Annotated in this window: 19 protein-coding genes; all 19 read right to left on the reverse strand. The window is 38.3% G+C overall.

Annotation, left to right across the window (positions count from 1 at the left end):
- Positions 1–20: 20 nt before the first annotated feature.
- The gene (gene sufB, locus KQI83_RS00455; RefSeq protein WP_216553895.1) at positions 21–1,427 is read right to left on the reverse strand and encodes a Fe-S cluster assembly protein SufB; all 1,407 of its coding nucleotides are present in this window, start codon (positions 1,425–1,427) and stop codon (positions 21–23) included.
- Positions 1,428–1,429: 2 nt separating this feature from the next.
- Positions 1,430–2,179 carry a Fe-S cluster assembly ATPase SufC gene (gene sufC, locus KQI83_RS00460; protein WP_216553896.1) on the reverse strand — a complete coding sequence of 250 codons (750 nt, stop codon included), beginning with the start codon at positions 2,177–2,179 and terminating at the stop codon, positions 1,430–1,432.
- Between the two features lie 162 nt (positions 2,180–2,341).
- Complete coding sequence (gpmA, locus tag KQI83_RS00465) at positions 2,342–3,085, reverse strand: 2,3-diphosphoglycerate-dependent phosphoglycerate mutase (protein ID WP_216553897.1); 744 nt, start codon at positions 3,083–3,085, stop codon at positions 2,342–2,344.
- A gap of 119 nt (positions 3,086–3,204) precedes the next feature.
- On the reverse strand, positions 3,205–4,236 hold the full coding sequence (locus KQI83_RS00470) for a M42 family metallopeptidase (RefSeq protein ID WP_216553898.1): 1,032 nt from the start codon (positions 4,234–4,236) through the stop codon (positions 3,205–3,207).
- A gap of 15 nt (positions 4,237–4,251) precedes the next feature.
- Positions 4,252–5,094: a peptidoglycan editing factor PgeF gene (gene pgeF / locus KQI83_RS00475; RefSeq protein ID WP_216553899.1), complete on the reverse strand. Its 843-nt coding sequence runs from the start codon at positions 5,092–5,094 to the stop codon at positions 4,252–4,254.
- 22 nt (positions 5,095–5,116) lie between these two features.
- On the reverse strand, positions 5,117–5,479 hold the full coding sequence (locus KQI83_RS00480; protein ID WP_216553900.1) for a YraN family protein: 363 nt from the start codon (positions 5,477–5,479) through the stop codon (positions 5,117–5,119).
- Between the two features lie 16 nt (positions 5,480–5,495).
- On the reverse strand, positions 5,496–5,816 hold the full coding sequence (locus KQI83_RS00485; RefSeq protein WP_334300126.1) for an EscU/YscU/HrcU family type III secretion system export apparatus switch protein: 321 nt from the start codon (positions 5,814–5,816) through the stop codon (positions 5,496–5,498).
- Between the two features lie 28 nt (positions 5,817–5,844).
- Entirely contained in the window at positions 5,845–7,698 is a 1,854-nt protein-coding gene (gene fliK / locus KQI83_RS00490) for a flagellar hook-length control protein FliK (protein WP_216553902.1), read from the reverse strand.
- 54 nt (positions 7,699–7,752) lie between these two features.
- Complete coding sequence (locus tag KQI83_RS00495) at positions 7,753–8,517, reverse strand: ribonuclease HII (RefSeq protein WP_216553903.1); 765 nt, start codon at positions 8,515–8,517, stop codon at positions 7,753–7,755.
- Positions 8,518–8,534: 17 nt separating this feature from the next.
- Positions 8,535–9,089: a signal peptidase I gene (gene lepB / locus KQI83_RS00500; protein ID WP_216553904.1), complete on the reverse strand. Its 555-nt coding sequence runs from the start codon at positions 9,087–9,089 to the stop codon at positions 8,535–8,537.
- Positions 9,090–9,136: 47 nt separating this feature from the next.
- Positions 9,137–9,982: a ribosome biogenesis GTPase YlqF gene (gene ylqF, locus KQI83_RS00505; protein WP_216553905.1), complete on the reverse strand. Its 846-nt coding sequence runs from the start codon at positions 9,980–9,982 to the stop codon at positions 9,137–9,139.
- Between the two features lie 14 nt (positions 9,983–9,996).
- Positions 9,997–10,581: a signal peptidase I gene (lepB, locus tag KQI83_RS00510; RefSeq protein ID WP_216553906.1), complete on the reverse strand. Its 585-nt coding sequence runs from the start codon at positions 10,579–10,581 to the stop codon at positions 9,997–9,999.
- Between the two features lie 94 nt (positions 10,582–10,675).
- Positions 10,676–11,029, reverse strand: a complete 354-nt coding sequence (rplS, locus tag KQI83_RS00515) for a 50S ribosomal protein L19 (RefSeq protein ID WP_216553907.1) — start codon at positions 11,027–11,029, stop codon at positions 10,676–10,678.
- Positions 11,030–11,116: 87 nt separating this feature from the next.
- On the reverse strand, positions 11,117–12,565 hold the full coding sequence (gene trmD, locus KQI83_RS00520) for a tRNA (guanosine(37)-N1)-methyltransferase TrmD (RefSeq protein WP_216553908.1): 1,449 nt from the start codon (positions 12,563–12,565) through the stop codon (positions 11,117–11,119).
- A gap of 8 nt (positions 12,566–12,573) precedes the next feature.
- Positions 12,574–13,089 (reverse strand): ribosome maturation factor RimM, encoded by a 516-nt coding sequence (gene rimM, locus KQI83_RS00525; protein WP_216554307.1) that lies wholly within the window; start codon positions 13,087–13,089, stop codon positions 12,574–12,576.
- 86 nt (positions 13,090–13,175) lie between these two features.
- Complete coding sequence (locus KQI83_RS00530; protein WP_216553909.1) at positions 13,176–13,406, reverse strand: KH domain-containing protein; 231 nt, start codon at positions 13,404–13,406, stop codon at positions 13,176–13,178.
- 18 nt (positions 13,407–13,424) lie between these two features.
- Positions 13,425–13,667: a 30S ribosomal protein S16 gene (gene rpsP / locus KQI83_RS00535; RefSeq protein ID WP_216553910.1), complete on the reverse strand. Its 243-nt coding sequence runs from the start codon at positions 13,665–13,667 to the stop codon at positions 13,425–13,427.
- A 65-nt stretch (positions 13,668–13,732) separates the two neighbouring features.
- Complete coding sequence (ffh, locus tag KQI83_RS00540; protein WP_216553911.1) at positions 13,733–15,088, reverse strand: signal recognition particle protein; 1,356 nt, start codon at positions 15,086–15,088, stop codon at positions 13,733–13,735.
- 1 nt (position 15,089) lies between these two features.
- Positions 15,090–15,434, reverse strand: a complete 345-nt coding sequence (ylxM, locus tag KQI83_RS00545; protein WP_253295443.1) for a YlxM family DNA-binding protein — start codon at positions 15,432–15,434, stop codon at positions 15,090–15,092.
- Between the last annotated feature and the right edge of the window lie 56 nt (positions 15,435–15,490).

Consider the following 15,490-nt stretch of genomic DNA (forward strand, 5'->3'; position numbering starts at 1 on the left):
CCTTCTTCCTACTAAACTCCTTAACCGATGCTGCCCTGCATCTCCAACTGAATTAAGTTATTCATCTCTAATGCATACTCTAATGGCAACTCTTTGGATACATTGTCTGCAAATCCGCTAACAATCATGGATTTGGCTTCTTCTTCACTAATTCCTCGAGACATAAGATAAAAAATTGCTTCATCGCTAATTCTGCCGATTTGCGCTTCATGTCCTACATCTGCATCATTGGTACGAATATCCATTGCAGGAATCGTATCTGATCGCGAAATTGCATCCAGCATTAGAGACTCGCAAGATACTGCCGATTTACTGTTTTTTGCCTCTTTGCCAATTACTACCGAACTTCGGAACGTACTGATACCGCCATCCTTAGAAATAGACTTTGTATTAATATAGGAAGAAGTATTTTCTCCCTTATGCACTACTTTTGCACCGGTGTCCAAATTCTGTCCTTTTCCCGCAAAGGTAATTCCAGTAAATTCCATCTTCGCATTCTTTCCATTTAGAATACTCATAGGATAAAGGTAAGAAACATGGGAACCAAAGGAACCTGATACCCATTCTATGGTTCCTCCCTCTTCTACCAATGCTCGTTTTGTATTCAGGTTGTACATATTTTTAGACCAGTTTTCAATGGTAGAATAGCGTAACTTTGCATTCTTATGAACAAATAGTTCCACACATCCTGCGTGGAGATTTGCCACACTGTATCTTGGTGCAGAACATCCTTCTATAAAGTGTAGATAAGCTCCTTCATCCACAATAATCATTGTATGTTCAAACTGTCCGGCTCCCGGCGCATTTAATCGAAAATAAGACTGAAGCGGAATCTCTACGGATACTCCTTTTGGTACATACACAAAAGAACCGCCTGACCAGACTGCCCCGTGAAGTGCCGCAAATTTATGGTCGTTTGGTTTTACCAATTTCATAAAATGCTTTCGTATCATTTCCCCGTATTCCCCTTTTAAAGCACTGTCGATGTCACTATATATAACTCCTTGTGCCTCTACTTCTGCCTTAACATGATGATATACCATTTCGGAATCATACTGTGCGCCCACACCTGCTAAAGACTTCCGTTCTGCTTCCGGAATTCCTAAACGCTCAAAGGTATCTTTTATCTCTTCCGGAACATCCGACCACTTTCCATGCATCTTTGTGTTTGGTCGCACATAAGTTGCTATATGATCCATGTCTAAGCCTTCAATGGAAGGTCCCCAATCCGGAACTGCCATTTCATTGTATATTTTCAAAGATTTCAAACGGAATTCCCGCATCCATATTGGTTCCTGTTTTTCATCTGAAATTTTTTCTATAATCTGTGGTGTTAATCCTGCCTCAATATGATAAGCATCCTTATCATCGTTTTTTATATCATAAATTGTTCTGTCAATATCGTCTACATATGTTTTTTCTTTCATATTTATTCCTCTTTCAAAAATGCTTCATATCCATTTTTGTTTATTTCCTCTACTAAAGAACCATCTCCTGTTGCTACAATTTTTCCATCTACCATAATGTGTGTGTAGTCTACATGAAGATTGTCCAAAATTCTGGTACTATGGGTAATAATAAGTAATGCTTTGTCCCCTTTCTTCTGATATTCTTCTATTCCCTTTGATACTAAGCGAACCGCATCTACATCCAATCCGGAATCCGTTTCATCCAAAATCGCCAAATCCGGCTGCAATAACATCATCTGCAAGATTTCTGCCTTCTTCTTTTCTCCACCTGAAAATCCCACATTTAAGCTTCGTTCTCCATATGAAGTATCCATCTGTAATACCTTCATAGCTTCTTTCATTTCCTTAGAAAAATCCCACATTTTAATTCGATTTCCTCTGCGTTTTTCTACCGCATTTCGCAAGAAAGAGCTTAATGGTAATCCCGGTACTTCTAATGGTTCCTGAAAGGACAGGAAAATTCCTTCCTTGGCTCTTTTGTCTGCCGGCTCTTCGGTAATATCTCTACCTTTAAAATAAATATTTCCATCTGTTATCTGATATCTTGGATTTCCCATCAGTACATAACCTAATGTTGATTTACCTGCTCCATTTGGTCCCATCAGTACATGAGTTTCTCCCTTTTTTATTTGTAAATCTACCTGATGTAAAATCTCTTTTTCTTCCACACTGGCGGTAAGTCCTTGTATTTGTAAGATTGGTTTTGTCATTTCTTTTCTCTCCATTCTGCTTTTGCATAAATAATAAAAGCGGTAAAACCCGACTATTTTACTCGGATTTAAACCGCTTTTATTATAACTCCGCATTTCTCTTTATACAAGCCAATTTAAGCTATGATATTGATAATCATTCTCAACAGTGTTCTAAAAAAATTATTTTGCCTTTCCCTGTGCAGCTACTTTATTCATCTTCTCGGCAATGAGTTTCTCATCTCCTAAATATTTCTTTGAAATTACATTGAAATTTTCATCAAATTCATACACCAACGGAACACCTGTTGGTAGATTTACCTGCATAATCTCTTCTTTCGTCAGTTTTTCAAAATACATCACCAATGCGCGTAAAGAGTTTCCATGTGCTGCAATTAATACTCGCTTTCCTGCCTGCATCTGAGGTTTGATTTCTTTTTCAAAGTAAGGAATGGTTCTTGCAATGGTATCTTCCAAGCTCTCTGCTAATGGAAGCTGTGCCTTGTCTACTCCGCGATACTGTTCTAAAAGAGCCGGATTTCTCTCATCTTCCGGTTTCAACATTGGTGGACGTACATCATAGGAACGTCTCCATATTTTTACCTGTTCCTCGCCATATTTTTCTGCTGTTTCTGATTTGTTAAGTCCCTGTAATGCCCCATAATGTCTCTCATTTAACCGGAAGTCTTTTATCACCGGCAACCATGCACGATCCATACTATCTAACGCTAGGTTCAATGTATGAATTGCTCTCTTAAGATAGGAAGTATAGCATAGGTCAAAATCAAATCCTTCTTTCTTTAATACTTTTCCGGCTTCCGCAGCCTCTTTTCTTCCTGTATCAGATAATTCTACATCTGTCCATCCGGTAAAACGGTTTTCCAGGTTCCACTCGCTTTCCCCGTGTCGAAGTAACACCAATTTCATTTCACTACCTCCTCTATGATCTATTAACTATAAAAAAAGTGCTATTCTTTTATTGGTTAGTTGTATCTAACCTCTTTTAGAATAACACTTTTTCTTCTTTTGTCAATACTATTTCTAATTTATACCAAATATGCTTTTAATAGTTCTAAGGTATTTCTTGCTCCATCTACATGACTTCTCTCATATCCATGTGACGCATACACACCAGCTCCAATCAGTCCATGACGGCAGTCATAGCCTGCTTCCAAAGCCGCATCTGCATCTGAGCCGTAGTGTGGATAAACATCGACTGCAAAATCAATGTTATGCTCCTTTGCTGCCTTAATGAGATTTGTTACCACTTCGTAGTTATAAGGTCCAACGCTGTCCTTGGCACAAATCGACACCTGATGTTCGTTACACTGTAAAGTATCTCCTATGCATCCCATATCCACAGACAAAATCTCTGTTACACCTTCCGGTACTGTTCCACATGCTCCGTGTCCCACTTCTTCATATACAGTAATGTGATGATAAATTTTTCGCTTTGTGGTAATTTTTTCTTCTTTTAAAAATTTTGCAAATCCTAATAAGATTCCAACACTTAATTTGTCATCTAAGAAGCGACTCTTAATATATCCCTTTTCTGTAATTGTAGTTCTGGGATCAAATGCTACAATGTCTCCTTCCATGATTCCAAGCTTTCTTGTTTCTTCTTCGGAAGTCACATTCTCATCTAATACAACTTCCATATTATCATAGCTTCGTTTGGTATCATTGTACTCACCATTTACATGGATTGAAGCATTTTCTAACTGGAATGTTCCTTCGTACTTTCCGTCAAATCTGGTAATAATGCGACAATTCTCTGCCTCTGCATTATTGGGATTCATGCCTCCTAAGGGAGACAATTTCAATCTACCATTTCCCTTAATCTCACGCACCATGGCTCCTAATGTATCCATATGTGCTTCTAATAAAATAGCATCTTTTTCATCTTCTCCACCAATTTCTACTAATACGCCGCCTTTTACTGTTTTAACGGGATGATAGCCTAATGCTTCATAAGCACTCATCACATAATCTGCTGCATCCTTGGTATAACCGGTAGGACTATCAATTGATAATACTTTTTTTGTCTGTTCTAATACATAATCCATATATTTTTCCATTTCTTCTGTCTCCTTTTATATTAATGCTAAAAATGCCCCTAGATTTCCTCGCTTTCCATGACTTGCCCGATGAGAAAACAATAGTCTCTCGTTGCAACAGGTACATATATTCGTAACTGCTAAATGTTCCGGTTCCACCCCAGCCTCTAATAAGATTAACTCGTTTGTATGCCACAAGTCAAGTTGATACTTTCCATTTCCTTTATCGATTAAAATTTCTTTTTCATGACCGACAAATTCTTTTTGGAACTCCACTGCCACATCTTCACTGATTTCATAACAAGACTGGCATATGGATGGTCCTATGGCACAGATTACCTCTTCCGGTTCTGTTCCGAATTCTCTTTTCATTGCCTCCAATGTTACTTTTCCCATTCTTCCTACGGTGCCACGCCAACCGGAATGTGACAGCCCAATTGCATGATGAACCGGATCTACAAAATATAACGGAACGCAGTCTGCATAAAAAGTAGATAATACAATTCCCGGCTCATTGGTAATCAGTCCATCTACGTCTGTGTAACCGCGCTCTTTTATCAAACCCCTTCCGGCATCCTCTTTCCCAACTCTTCTTACATTGGTTGTATGGGTCTGATCTGTAAAAACAAAATTTTCATATTCTGTTCCAAGTGCTTTTGCTACTCTGTGAAAATTCTCTTCTACTGCTTCTCGCTTATCTCCTCTGGTAAAGCTTAAATTAAGACTTTCAAATATTCCTTCACTAACACCGCCTTTTCTGGTAGTAAAACAATGCTTTACGATTCCGGTCTGTTCCAGCAATGGATATACTAACATAGGAAATTCCTCTTGCTCTTTTACTTCTAGTACTACCTGTGGTGTTGCTTTCTTAAAAAACATTTATATTGTCGTTCCTTTCTTTTTAATTGATGTAGCAAAATGCATTTTCAATGTGAATCACCTCTTCATCAGTAATTCCTACCACATCAAAACGGCAGGGTGTTTCTTGTAAATGACCATATCGCTGTAAAAACCAGCTTGCCGTTTTGCAAATTCTTCTTTGCTTTGTACGGTCTACTGCTTCTAAGGGATGACCACCTCTGTCGCTTTTTCGATATTTCACTTCTACAAATACCAAATATTGTCTGTCTCTTGCAATGATATCAATTTCTCCATATCTGCTGTAAAAGTTTCGTTCTAATATTTGATACCCCTTTTCCTGCAAATACTCTGCTGCCCGCTGTTCCTGACAATAGCCTTCTGCCCGCTTCCCTCTTTCTGCCATATACTTCCCTTTCTCTCTAATCCTTTACCTTTTCTTTTAACTTATCCATATCATCTACAAAGACTAATATTTCTGCCACAACTTCGTAAAGTTCCGGTGGAATATTGTCTCCGATTTCTAACTTGGATAATGTATCTGCTAATTTATCATCACGGTAAAAAGGAATTTCTGCTTCTTTTGCTTTTTCAATAATCTTTTCCGCAACCATTCCCTTTCCTGCTGCAATAATTTTAGGTGCACGTTCTCCCGGTTCGTAAGCAACAGCAACAGCTGTCTTTGGTTTTTCACCTTGTTTGCTTTCCGTAATTACCGGTTCGTTTGTATTTTTATAACGAATCTCTGCCACTGTTGTCTCCTCCCTTCTTTTATGCTTTCACATCAAAAGAATACCGTTGAAACCTTCCAACCGGCTTTTCTTTTTCCAGAAAATCTTCCACAAACTCTTGCTGTTTCCCTCGATTTTCCACTTCTATTTTACACTGATATCCCTTTTCCTCTAAACGTTCCTGCAATTCATCCATGTGATTTACAATGATATCATACGAGTTATTATCCTCCAAATAAAAAGTAGTTTCTACCTTGGTTCCCAACATTTTAATATAAATATCGGTAGAACCTAAATGATCCATATCCAAGTGTAATAATGCCGTCAGTTCTCCCTCTTTATCTTGTAGACTTTTCTTATTGGTATACACATATAAATCGCTGTGTGCTTTTTGATGACGTAATTTCAGTGGAATCTGCACATAGGTATACATGTGGTTCAACTGATTCATAAATTCCAGATTGCTCTGCACGCTTTGGACTGATTTTGACAATGCTGCTCCCTGCTCGGTGCCTGTGTGATTTAGTACCTGTTGAAGCTGTTCCATTTGATGTCCCAAACGTTGGTATAATTCTTTTACCGTTCCTTCTTCTTTCAAATCCTCCGGTGTGGTAAGCCATTGTTCTTCCATTGCCTGTTTTAACACGGTTTTATATTCATCCGAGAAAAACAATTTCTGCATGGCTGCTGTGGAATAATTTTCACTGTTTTCTACAGATGCTACCATCTGTTGTAATAATTCTCCAGCTGTCAACTCTGTATTCAACTGCCCGTTCTGAAATAATATTTTATTGGCAACTGCTCCGGAAAATTCCTGTAATAATGAAGTAAGATTTGCCTGCTGATTTGGGGACAATATCACACTAACAGCATTCTGTTTTCCACTTACTTCACTGGTTACATTTTCCTGTACCACATTCTCGGAAATCACTTTCTTGGCTTCTGTTCCCTGTTCCTGGGGTTGTTTATTCTCGATACCTGATTGCAACTGATTTCCAACACTACTTTCTTCTTGTGTCAAATCCTGATGAATAATCACACCTTCTGTTGCATCTACCTGATCTACTGTTAAGTTGGCAGCCGCCTCTTCCTGTGCCATCTCATTTGTTGCACCTATCATTTGTGCTGCCTGTACCGCATTCTGTGCACTTCCGTCTGCTCCCGTCTGACCTCCAACTAATATTCCTACAATTTGTTGTTGAAAGTGCAACAGTGGTTGTGTATTTCCTGTTATCTGTCCCTGCTGGCTGACACTTCCCTGTTGTTCTCCATAAATCTGTTCTGCCATATCCGGAATTCCATTAATAATTTCTTTCATTTCCGGCAAAAATGTCTGTTGATTATTTTTATAATTTTCAAATTGTTGAATATTGCTATCACTTATCTCAATTCCGGCTTTTTGCATTTGAAGTAACGTCTGAACATCAGTCTGTGGAAAATGCGCCATAAGTCTGGACATCTGCAATAGACTTGTTTTATCTACCGGCATTTGTTCTTTCATCATCTCACTTACCATGGACAAATTTTGCTGCGTTACTTTTAATCCGGCTGCTTCTAATGCTTTTAATAAGGTAGGATTCTGCGCACTTTCCCAATTCACCGGATGAATGGAAATCTGCTCTCCACTATTTGCTTTTACTTCAAATAGCATGGGCATTCCTTTTGCCAGTTGTACTCCGCTTTCCATTTTCGCCATCATTGTCTGCCCATCGCTTAATCCTATGGTTACCTGCCCATTTTTAATATCTAATATCGTTCCCTCAAACACCTTTCCCGGTGTCATTTCCTGAAGATAGGTAGAAGTTGGACGAATAGTATCTTTTACAGCAGTCATCGTCTGCGTATTAGACGCTGTATTGTTTTGGTATTGATTAATTCCTTCTACAATTGACATAGCTTCTCCCTTCTCTTTCTCGTCTCTTTTTACAGTACACAAAGTTCCCTTTTCTTAGCAGAAATGCGTTATAAAGCTCCGTCTGTGAATTGGTGATGGTCCATATTTTTTCAGTGCTTCTATATGCTCCTTGGAACCATACCCCTTGTTTGACGCAAATCCATACTCCGGCATTACTTTATCATATTCCACCATAAGACGATCTCTGGTTACTTTTGCAATGATACTGGCAGCACCAATGGATATACTCTTTGCATCTCCTTTAATAATAGGTATCTGGCGAATTGGTACTTCCGGAATGGTAACTGCATCATTCAATAATATATCGGGTGTTACTGACAGATTATGAATAGCCTCTCGCATTGCTTCATAAGTTGCCTGTAAAATATTGATTTCATCAATTCTTCCCGGTCCTACCATTCCGATTCCGGTTGCAACTGCCTGTTCCATAATAATATCATACAATTCTTCTCGTTTCTTTTCGCTTAATTTCTTAGAATCATTGATATATAAAATATTGCAATCCTTAGGTAAGATTACTGCTCCTGCTACTACCGGTCCTGCAAGTGGTCCTCTTCCCACTTCATCAATTCCGCAAATATAACCACAGGCTTCATATTCTTTTTCGTATTTCTTTAACGTTTCAATTCGCGCTCGTTCTTTTGCCAGATTATCTAATCTTTTCTGTGCCTGCTGCACCATTTTTTGAACTCCGGCACGTTCATCCTTTTGATATTCTGTAATAAAAGAAGGCAGCATCGTTTCCTCTGCTGCCTGTAATTCTTCTTTTATTACCCCAATTTTCTTTAATTCACTCACACTTTTATCCTCTGTCTTTACTTATGTTTTATAAATCCAAATTTAGAAAATGGATAAATCCGAAGCCATGCCCGACCTACAATATCATCTCGTTTGATGATTCCCACACTTGGGTCCCTACTATCGGAGCTGGCATTTCGATTATCTCCCAGTACAAAATATTCTCCTTCTCCAAGCTTAATAGGCTCTGCAGCTGTTCCGGGATTCTTGATAATTTCTCTTCCGTAAGATTCTTTTAATTCTTTTCCATCAATATAAATGGTTCCATTATCATCGATTTGTACTGTTTCTCCAGGCAATCCTATGATTCTTTTGATATAATAAGTATCCTCTTTATACTGGTATGGGAACACGATAATATCAAACCGCTCCGGAGCATGAAAACGATAAGATATTTTATCTACAATCAAATTGTCCCCATCACTTAGCGTATACTCCATAGAAGTTCCGATTACTTCGGTTCTCTGCCCCACATAAGTAATTACCAAATAGGTAATCACAAATACAACAGCGATATATATAATAAAACTAACGGTATCTTTCAAGTTAATCTTCTTTTTTTCTTTTTCCATTTAGCTTCTCTTTTCTATTTATAAATTCTATCGCTTTTATTCTACCCTTATCCTTCTGGAAATTCAAGAGTTATTTTTCCAAGCCGTCCACTACGGAATTCATCGATTACCAGAAGGGCTGCCTTGCTATAATCCAACTCATTGCCTTTTTGCACACAATTGCGGTTTCTGGCTATCTGCTCTAACACCTCTACCGCATCTTTTTCTTCTTCAAGTTCATACCGTGCTGCTAAGATTCCCGGATAGTTTTTCTGAATGATTCGTATCAGTTCTAAGGAAAGTTCATCAATATTTAAAATTTCATCCTTAATGGAACCAATCAATGCCAGACGAAGTCCTACCTGCTGGTCTTCAAACTTCGGCCACAGGATTCCCGGTGTATCTAAAAGCTCTACATTTTTATTTAAACGTATCCATTGTTTTCCTTTGGTAACTCCCGGCTTATTTCCGGTCTTGGCACATGCCTTTCCGGCATATGTATTAATAAATGTTGATTTTCCTACATTAGGAATTCCTACCACCATTGCACGAACCGGACGATTCTTAATTCCTCGTCTTCTATCTCGCTCGATTTTTTCCTTACATGCTTCCATAATCACATCATTAATTGCCTTCATCCCAGCCTTACTACGGGCATCCAGCTTCACAACATAGAATCCCTTGTTGCGAAAATACTCTGACCAACGTCTTGTCTGCTCATCACTTGCCAAATCTGCTTTGTTCATCAGAATAAGTCTCGCTTTGTTTTTCCCAAGTTCGTCAATATCCGGATTCCGACTGCTTAATGGAATTCTTGCATCTACTAACTCAATTACTAAATCTATCAGTTTTATATCTTCCTGCATTTGACGCTTTGCCTTGGTCATATGCCCTGGATACCATTGAAAATGCATTGTATCTCTCCTTACTATTTAATAAATCCAAATTTTCCCCACGGGGACACCACAAACCATGCTTTTCCTACAATATACTCCTTTTTTACGTTTCCAATGCTGGCATAACGACTATCCTCACTGTTATTGCGGTTATCTCCCAGCACAAAATATTCATCTTCTCCTACGGTAATCTCATTTTCTGCCAAAAGTGGATTTTCTATATTTGCTACCGCAACCTTTTCATCAAACTTTTTCCCATTTACATAAACCACGCCATCTTTAATCTGTACTTTATCCCCAGGACATGCGATCACACGCTTAATATAATAATGTGACTTTTCATTTCCGTTTGGTAAAAATACAATTAAGTCATTTTGCTTTGGGCTAAAAATCTTGTATCGAAAACGATTTACCAATATTTCTTCTCCGCTTTCCAGCGTTGGAGACATGGATGCTCCTACCACCTTTATGCGGAAACCTATAAATAATACCAACACCACTGCTATTAGCATTACTGCCAGAATCTCTCCTGTCCAAATGCCAATCTCCTTAAGCAATGCTGTATTCACTTTTCTTTTTCTTCGATTAAAATTTAATCCACCAGATCTTCTTCTCATATTCTACTCCACTAAAAGAACTTTTTGGTTCTACTTATGATAAAAGGGACAACTACCATCGTACTTGTCCCTTTCTTGTTCATTCTCTGTTGAATTATTTTACTAATTCTTTTACTTTTGCTTTCTTACCTACACGGTCTCTTAAGTAGTTCAATTTTGCACGTCTTACTTTACCGAAACGTACTACTTCTACTTTTTCAACGTTAGGGGAATGTAATGGCCATGTCTTTTCAACACCAACACCATTAGAGAATTTTCTTACAGTAAATGTCTCTCTGTTGCTTCCGCCCTGTTTCTTTAATACGATTCCTTCGAAAACCTGAATTCTTTCACGGTTTCCTTCTTTGATTTTACCATAAACTTTTACGGTATCACCTACGTTAAATTCAGGTACTTCTGCCTTTAACTGTTCCTGTTCAATGTTCTTAATAATTTCTGCTGCGTTCATTCTTGTGACCTCCTATATATTGGATGTTCTTAATACGCCTATTCGTATCAGAGGACCATCGTGTTTATTCACAACTGTTACAGTTTATCATAAATCACTTGTGTTGTAAAGCATTTTTTCCATAAAATACACCTTTTGCTTTGCCTTACAAAGTCCTAAAGATTCCTGTAATTTCATGGATATTTCATTTCCTTCTACTACCTGTGTAAACGGAGTAAAACCGTGTTCCAGACAATCGTTAATCAGATATGTTTCCAGTGCTTTCCCAATATGTCTTCCACGATACTCCGGCAATACTTCTAACATTCCAAGACTTCCCTCTTCATGTAATCCGATAAATCCTGCAAGTGTTTCTCCATAAAAAGCTCCAAACATTTTACCTGCTTCAATTCGCCCTTGGATATATCCTGGGTCATCCATCATACCATAATGCTTGTTTGCAATTTCCATGTGTTGCATGCCTAATTTGCGAATCTCTATCTGATGTTCTTCGCTTTTTCCGTCCAGTCGATACAATCCAGTGATTGGAAGCTTTTCCCGTTTCGTATAGACGAACTGCTGACAGGCTACAAACACCTCTCCTTGCAGCATCTGTTCTATGACGGAAACCATATATTCCTGATGTATTACTAATAACTCCGGTTTTTCCCTAACGATTACTGTTTCTACCATTTCTTTTCCGCTTTTCGCATCATCTACTGATAAAAACACAATTCCGCTTACCGTATCCCGCAAGCATACATTTTTCCCTTGGACATAAAGCAATTCTGCTTGTCCCCGGTCTATGAGTTCCGTCATATCCATATGCAATAACTTTTGCTGACGAAGCAATTCCCTGCATTCCTGCATTTCTTCATATTTTTGATATAAATCCGGTCTGCGTTCTTTTGTTCTTTCTATCGATTGTTCTAACCGCCAGGCATCTATGTTTTTCTGATTGCCTGATAATAATACTTCCGGCACTTGTTTTCCCTGCCATACTTCCGGACGACTATACTGGGGATATTCTAGTAGATTGCCTTCTAATGACTCTGTTACCCCGGAAAATTCATTTTTTAATACACCGGGTACCATACGGGAAATGGCATCTACCATTACCATTGCACCCAGTTCTCCACCGGTCAATACATAGTCTCCGATAGAAACATAGTCGGTAACTACTTCTTCTAACACTCGTTCATCAATTCCCTCATAATGTCCGCAAAGCAAAATTAAATCTTCTTCTTTTGCAAGCTCTTTCACAAGTGGTTGGTCGAACCTTCTTCCTTGGGGAGTAAGATAAACAGTACGAACTTTTTTTCCTGTTCTCTTTGTCACTGAATCCCATGCATCGTAGACCGGTTGTGCCTGCATTAACATTCCTGCTCCTCCACCATAAGGATAATCGTCTACTTTATGATGTTTATTCCGGGCATAATCTCGTATATCAATTGCTTCAATATTTAAATAACCTGCCTTTGACGCTCTCCCTATGATACTGGTATTTAAACCGTTCATCACCATTTCCGGAAATAACGTCAGTATATAAAAATTCATTCTGCCACCTACTCTTCATCATCTAATCCAGGCATTACAAATACCTGCATTACTCGTTCTTTCATATCTACCTTTAAAATACATTCTTTAATTGCAGGAAGTAGCAATTCTTTTTTTCCTTGACGTTTGATGACATAAACATCATTCGCCCCTGTCTGAAGCACATCTGCAATAGTCCCGATTTCTTCGCCTTGTGCTGTTACTACCTTCATATCAATTAAGTCTGCAATAAAATACTCATCTTTTTCACATTTCACTGCATTTTTTCTGGTAACAAATAAACTTTTCCCTTTATATTTTTCAACGTCATTGATATTATCAATGTCCTTAAATTTCAATATTACAAGATTTTTAAAATATTTTACCTGTGTGATTTCTAACTCTAACTGTTCTTTTCCTGTATCTAAAATCACTTGTTTTAATTTCTTAAAACGTTTTACATCGTCTGTGGTTGGAAATACTTTTACTTCACCACGAACTCCATGGGTATTGGTAATTACACCAACTTGCAGTAAATCCTCCATATCTGCTCCTTTTCTCTGATACATCTCTTTCTGCATTTAACAAAACCCCAGTCTAAACAACTTTATCTGACTGGGGTTTTATCTCTTTATTGTATAATATCTACAACTACTTTTTTGTCACTCTTAGTTGCTGCTGCTTTCACAACAGAACGAATGGCTTTGGCAATGCGTCCTTGCTTTCCAATTACTTTTCCCATATCTGGCTGGGCAACATGTAATTCTAAAACAATAGACTTTTCGTTCTCAGATTCTGTAACTACGACTTCTTCCGGATGATCCACAAGAGCTTTCGCAATTACTTCCACTAATTCTTTCATTACGTCACCTCACGAATCTTATTTTTCGATACCGGCTGCTTTGAAAATCTTTCCTACCATTTCTGTAGGCTGAGCACCGCTTGCTAACCATTTCTTTGCTAATTCTTCATTTACATGAAATTCACTTGGATCCTTTGTTGGATCGTAAGTTCCGATTTCTTCGATGAATCTTCCATCTCTTGGAGATCTGGAATCAGCTACAACGATTCTATAGAAAGGAGCTTTTTTCTGTCCCATTCTTCTTAATCTGATTTTTACCATTACACTTTCACCTCCTTGGGTTATTTTCTTCTATTTTGTAATCAGAGAAAACTCTGTTACCTGCTTTACAAACCAAATGGCAATTTAAATCCGCCACGTTTTTTCCCTTTACCACCCATTAATCCCGGCATCTGTTTCATCATTTTTCTAGTCTGTTCAAACTGTTTTACCAAACGATTTACCTCGCTGATATCAACTCCGGCACCATTGGCAATTCTACGTTTTCTGCTTGGATTCAAAATGGAAGGATTGGCTCTTTCCGCTGGTGTCATGGAATATATAATTCCTTCAATTCGTGCCATTTTCTTTTCATCCATGGCATTTTCGATTTCTGCTATCTGGGAACCACCAATTCCCGGCATCATACTAAGCACACTGGATAAGCCACCCATTTTTTTCATCTGGTTCATGGACTCTAAATAATCATCGAATCCAAACTCGGCTTTTTTCATCTTACGTTCCAGCTCTTTTGCCTTTTCTTCATCTATATTTTCCTGAGCCTTCTCAATCATGGTAAGAACATCACCCATGCCAAGAATTCGGCTCGCCATACGATCCGGATAAAACTGCTCTAAGTCAGATAACTTCTCACCCATACCAACATACAAAATTGGCTTTCCGGTAACAGAACGGATAGATAATGCTGCACCACCTCTGGTATCACCATCTAACTTCGTCAAAACAACACCGTCAATTCCAATCTTCTCATTAAAGTTGGTTGCTACATTGACTGCATCCTGACCTGTCATGGCATCTACCACCAATATGGTCTGATGTACTTCAACATTCTCCTTTATCTCTTGAAGTTCCTGCATCATTTCTTCATCAATGTGAAGACGACCGGCGGTATCTAAAATCACCACATTATGTCCATTGCCTTTAGCATGTTCAATTGCTGCTTTGGCAATATTTACAGGCTTATGACCGTCTCCCATAGAGAATACTTCAACGCCTTGTTTCTCACCGTTAATCTGTAACTGTTGAATCGCCGCCGGACGGTAAATATCACAAGCTACTAATAAAGGCTTCTTACCCTTTTGTTTCAACTTTCCGGCAATCTTCGCTGTGGTAGTAGTCTTACCAGCACCCTGAAGACCTACCATCATAATAACGGTTATTTCCTGCCCCGGATTCAATGCAATCTCGGTAGTTTCGGAACCCATAAGGGTTACCAATTCTTCATTTACAATCTTAATTACCATCTGTCCCGGGTTCAAACCATTCATAACATCCTGTCCGATGGCTCTTTCCTGTACAGACTTGATAAACTGTTTTACAACTTTAAAATTGACATCTGCCTCTAACAATGCAAGCTTTACTTCCTTCAGTGCTGCCTTCACATCATCCTCTGTCAATCTTCCCTTACTACGCAGGGACTTGAATACATTTTGTAATTTTTCAGATAAGCTATCAAATGCCATTTTATAACTCCTCTAATATTTCATTGGAAATATCTTCTATCTGTTCCATAATCTCTGCTTCATTCTGATTCTGGTAATTGCGCGTCAATGTACGAATCTGTGTAATCTTCTCTTTTGTCTTCATAAATCGTTCCAGCAGATGTAACTTTTCCTCATATCCTTCTAAAAGCTTGTCACAACGCTTCACCAAATCATGTACGCCCTGTCGGCTGATTCCCGCCTCTTCTGCGATTTCACTTAAGGATAAATCATTCAATACAAAATCTTCATATATATTCTGCTGGTGTTCTGTCAGCAATTCTCCATAAAAATCATAGAGAAATGTCTGCATTACTTTCTTTTCCATTACAATCACCTTAGCTATCATACACGAAAAAGAGAAAGGTGTCAAGTATTTTTTCT

Source organism: Roseburia sp. MSJ-14 (assembly GCF_018918225.1).
GTDB lineage: Bacteria > Bacillota > Clostridia > Lachnospirales > Lachnospiraceae > Petralouisia.

Coding starts and splice junctions, on each gene's coding strand:
- lepB (WP_216553904.1), bottom strand. CDS start 9,089: ATGGAAAAAGAAAAAAAGAAGATTAACTTGAAAGATACCGTTAGTTTT.
- rpsP (WP_216553910.1), bottom strand. CDS start 13,667: ATGGTAAAAATCAGATTAAGAAGAATGGGACAGAAAAAAGCTCCTTTC.
- pgeF (WP_216553899.1), bottom strand. CDS start 5,094: ATGTTTTTTAAGAAAGCAACACCACAGGTAGTACTAGAAGTAAAAGAG.
- ylqF (WP_216553905.1), bottom strand. CDS start 9,982: ATGCATTTTCAATGGTATCCAGGGCATATGACCAAGGCAAAGCGTCAA.
- KQI83_RS00530 (WP_216553909.1), bottom strand. CDS start 13,406: ATGAAAGAATTAGTGGAAGTAATTGCGAAAGCTCTTGTGGATCATCCG.
- sufB (WP_216553895.1), bottom strand. CDS start 1,427: ATGAAAGAAAAAACATATGTAGACGATATTGACAGAACAATTTATGAT.
- fliK (WP_216553902.1), bottom strand. CDS start 7,698: ATGTCAATTGTAGAAGGAATTAATCAATACCAAAACAATACAGCGTCT.
- KQI83_RS00470 (WP_216553898.1), bottom strand. CDS start 4,236: ATGGAAAAATATATGGATTATGTATTAGAACAGACAAAAAAAGTATTA.
- sufC (WP_216553896.1), bottom strand. CDS start 2,179: ATGACAAAACCAATCTTACAAATACAAGGACTTACCGCCAGTGTGGAA.
- rimM (WP_216554307.1), bottom strand. CDS start 13,089: ATGGAGGATTTACTGCAAGTTGGTGTAATTACCAATACCCATGGAGTT.
- rplS (WP_216553907.1), bottom strand. CDS start 11,029: ATGAACGCAGCAGAAATTATTAAGAACATTGAACAGGAACAGTTAAAG.
- gpmA (WP_216553897.1), bottom strand. CDS start 3,085: ATGAAATTGGTGTTACTTCGACACGGGGAAAGCGAGTGGAACCTGGAA.
- trmD (WP_216553908.1), bottom strand. CDS start 12,565: ATGAATTTTTATATACTGACGTTATTTCCGGAAATGGTGATGAACGGT.
- KQI83_RS00480 (WP_216553900.1), bottom strand. CDS start 5,479: ATGGCAGAAAGAGGGAAGCGGGCAGAAGGCTATTGTCAGGAACAGCGG.
- ffh (WP_216553911.1), bottom strand. CDS start 15,088: ATGGCATTTGATAGCTTATCTGAAAAATTACAAAATGTATTCAAGTCC.
- lepB (WP_216553906.1), bottom strand. CDS start 10,581: ATGAGAAGAAGATCTGGTGGATTAAATTTTAATCGAAGAAAAAGAAAA.
- ylxM (WP_253295443.1), bottom strand. CDS start 15,434: ATGGAAAAGAAAGTAATGCAGACATTTCTCTATGATTTTTATGGAGAA.